Genomic DNA, 3834 nt, shown 5'->3' with positions numbered 1-3834 from the left:
GATGCACAGGTGCTGTGGCTGGATGCTGAGCGAGGGCACTGGCGCCGCCGCATGGCTAACACGCCGGCACTGGGGCGCGGTAGAATGGCAGGCTGAATTTCCGTCTGGTCCCGAGTCACACATGAAACCGCATCCCCGCAACGCACGCATCAAGGGCGATCCTTTTGTTCCCAACCGCTTTATCTTTGGCGATGCCGTCGACGACAAGGGGCTGGAGCCTTATGAGTACATCGTGCACACCGAGGCACCGGCCTTTATCTGCCGTCTGGTCGGTAACGACAATATGCCGTTTGCCGGGCGTGAAGCGGAGGGTTTTGCCAGTGCCGTGCTATACGACGAAGCTGAAAACATCACCCACTATGTCTGCAATAGCGGTTTGCGCATGTTTGACTTCAATTTCATGGAGGAGCCGCCGACTGCCGCCGCCTTGCAGCGCATCTGCGACGAGGCCATGGCCTTGTACGATCGGCTGAACAAGGCTTATGCCGAGCGTGAAGCCAATCCGATGCAGCGCGAAATGCGTGTGATTCCGACCGAGCCTTTGCCGCCGGCCGAGCGTCAGGCCGCGATTGTCGGCCTGATGGACAAGGCGCGCGAGGCACTGGCCGAGCCTATGGCGCGCATGCAGCTGACGGCCGCCGTACAGCAGGTGCTGATGGGGGGCGATCAGGCGGTGTTTACCGAGGCCCAGCTGGGGCTATTGGCCGAGGCGCCGGTGCGCGAATTATTGGTCGAAACGGCACGGGGCGCGATTGCCCGTCCCGAGGTGGTGCGCCCGGATGGCAGCTTTGCATCGTTTGAATTGTGGGCTTTACCGCTTGCTTTCTCGCGTGCCAAGGGCGGGGTATGGTGGCATTACCCGTTGATGGAACGGGTCGAAGTGGCGCTGGCCGATGCGCTGGAAGTACCGGAAAAATCCATTTTGTGGGTTTCGCCCACCATTTTCACGCTGGACATGCTGAACGAGCGCGCCTGCCAGAGCCTTGTGCATCTGGCGCCGATTATGGATGCCGGTTGCGACTTCGCCCCGGCCGACCCCGAGGCATCGCGCGCCACCTTTGAGGCCGCCGACCAGACGCCGGATGCCCAGCTGGTGCTGGCCTGGATTCCGTTTCTGGCCGAGCGCGGGGTGCTGGGGCACGAGCAGGTGCGCAAGCTCTCGCGCAAGGCGCTGGATGCGGCGATGCCGCTGGTGCAGCATGCAATCAGCCGCGAGATGGAGTATGGCGAGGCCGAGCTGTTTGCGCCTTTGCCGATTTGGGATGCGTTGGAAGCCGGTGTGCGCGCATGGAACAGAAAACGTTTGGGGCTGACGGTGGCGATTGCTGCTACCAGTCTTGCCAGCTTGCGTGAGCTGGAGGCGGTGGCTGAGTACCAGCCTGAGTTGCAGGGCTATGATGTGGCGCTGCGCCGTTCGCAAAGCAAAGAGATTATTGCCCGCACGCCATGGCTGGTGGTGCCGGATGTGGCATCCGACAGGCAGGCTTGCTGGCAGGATCTGGTGGACTGCATGCAAGAAGCAGGGATTGCATTATCCGAACAGCAGACGCGCTGGCATTAGTTTTCACGCCATTTATTTGCACCACCGCCCTGATGGGCGGTTTTTTATTGCTTGAGCATTTAATTCGACCGCCATGTATTCCTATTTGCATAATTGTGGAGTATTTTAATCGCTATACCAATTAATAAAAATAGGTGATATGTGCGGGGTAAGATCAGGCTGAATTCAATGAAATTCAGAGCCGCACTATTTTGTGTGCTGCTGGGGTGGGGGTTGACCCTATTGGTTGCCGGCATTTATTACCTCGATGGCAAGCAACAACTGCGCAGCCTGCAGATGACGCACCTGCAGGGACTGGTAGAGCGCACTGCCGTAGATCTGGATGATCGCATCCGTACACGTCAGCAATTGGTTATTCGTGGTGCCGCATCGCTGACGCTGACGCCGGAGGAGCTGATCCGTGATGCCCCTAATCTGATCTCCCGTTTTCACTACCTGAAGGGTATGTTCAGCAGCGCGGTGCTGTATGACCACAATGGTGTGATTGTGGCTGATTACCCGCACATTCCCGGTCGAGTCGGATTGAGTGTCGCTGAACGCGGCTATTTCCAGCGCACGCGTGACACCCTTACCCCGCAGATTTCTGAGCCGTTTCGTGCCAAGACGCCTTCGCGGCGTCATGTGGTGGTCTTTAGCGCACCGATTCTTACGCCTGATGGGCGCTTTGCCGGTATGTTGGGAGGCTCGCTTGAGTTGTTTTCACCTGAATTTTTCGGCGAGTTATCGCAACTCGCGATTGGCGAGCAGGGCTATATTGTTTTGGTCGCGCAGCAGAGTCGCCGCTTTTTGTTTCATCCCGATTCTGCATGGATTGATCATCCTATCCCGCCGCGCGAGCAGGCACCGGCGCTATACCGGGCCGTGGTTGAAAACTGGTCAGGGGTGAGTGAAGGGGCATTGTCGCAGGGAGAGGATGGACTGGCTTCCTTGCTGAAATTGCAAAGTGTGAACTGGGTATTAGGCGCGGCGATCCCGTTACGTGAGGCCTATTTGCCTTTGCAACGCTTTACCCGCACTCTGTTGTGGATTGGCTTGGCGATGATGCTGCTGTTGCCATTGTTAGCCTGGCTTGCGATGCGCAAAATGCTGGCACCGCTGTCGGTACTGCAGCAGCAGTTACAGTATTGGCAGGATCCGTCGACTGCCCGTGCATTGAATGTGGTCGGCTCCAGTGAACTGGTCGAGATGGCTAGTACGCTGAATGACTTGCTCGCCGGGCGACAGGCATTCGAGTTGCGTCTGAGTGAGCGCGAGGCTTTTTTCCGGGCATTGAATGATGCTTCGCCATTAGGCGTACTGGTATGTGATCGCCTGGGTGAAGTTCGTTATCACAACCAAGTCGCGGCGAAAATGCTCGCAGTGAGCGGCATTGACGGCAGCTGGCTGAAGAATTTCGATGCGGCAGAATCCCGGCATCTGATTCAGCTGATGGCGGAAGAGCTCAGCGTAGGCGGGGTCGTCCAGCGCCGCAGCCACTTATCCCATCCGCAGGGGCTATGCCTGTTGCTCGAGTTACGCTTGACCTTATTGGATGATGCGCATTGCCTGGTCATCCTGCTTGATGTGACGCAACAGCACGCAGAGCAGCAGGCATTGGCCGGCGAGCGTGAACGGGCGCTGGCAATACTGGGCTCCATCTCTGATGCAGTTGTGTTGACCAATCAGTGCGATGAAGTGGAATTCCTTAATCAGCCTGCGCAAGCACTGCTTGGGATTAAGGCTGACGATCCGCTTGGGCACCGCTTTTGCAATCTGGTCGACTTTCGCCATCCCGAGACGGGCAAGCTGCTCGCAGCGCATGAGCTGGATGGCTTCACGGCCGGTGCACATATCGAGCTGGATATGGAGACTGAGGGTGGCGAGGTCAGGGCCATGGCGTTGGCGCTATCATTCGTCGCCACGCAGGGGGTGATGCAGGGCTACCGGATATATGTGCTGCACGATGATGCCGAGCGGCGGCAGCGCGAGCAGGAGCAGCGCTATCAGGCGACGCACGACCCATTGACCGGCCTGCTCAACCGGCGTGCCCTGCAGCAGGAGCTTGGCCAGTTGCTGGAGGGTGGGCGTCTGCCTATCGTCACGGTGGCCATGCTGGATCTGGATTATTTCAAGGAAGTCAATGACAAGGGAGGGCATCAGGCGGGCGATCTGATGCTGCAGGCGGTGGCGGGCATTCTCCACGAGGGCTTGCGCGAATCGGATAGCATTGCTCGCATGGGGGGCGACGAATTTGCCTTAATCCTGCGCCATTGTGATGAAGCCCATGGGCAACT

General features: G+C 58.3%; 2 protein-coding genes. Both read left to right on the top strand.

Annotation, left to right across the window (positions count from 1 at the left end; translation table 11 throughout):
- The first annotated feature begins 121 nt into the window (after window positions 1-121).
- Window positions 122-1561 carry a hypothetical protein gene (locus EGI20_RS16425; RefSeq protein WP_498632762.1) on the top strand — a complete coding sequence of 480 codons (1440 nt, stop codon included), beginning with the start codon at window positions 122-124 and terminating at the stop codon, window positions 1559-1561.
- A 168-nt stretch (window positions 1562-1729) separates the two neighbouring features.
- Window positions 1730-3834: diguanylate cyclase domain-containing protein (locus tag EGI20_RS16420; RefSeq protein WP_498632760.1), on the top strand; the 2105-nt coding region annotated here is incomplete at its 3' end.

Source organism: Aquitalea sp. S1-19 (assembly GCF_024343515.1).
Note: the sequence above shows the minus strand (reverse complement) of the source record. Positions and strands in the feature narration are given on the sequence as shown.

Coding starts and splice junctions, on each gene's coding strand:
- EGI20_RS16425 (WP_498632762.1), top strand. CDS start 122: ATGAAACCGCATCCCCGCAACGCACGCATCAAGGGCGATCCTTTTGTT.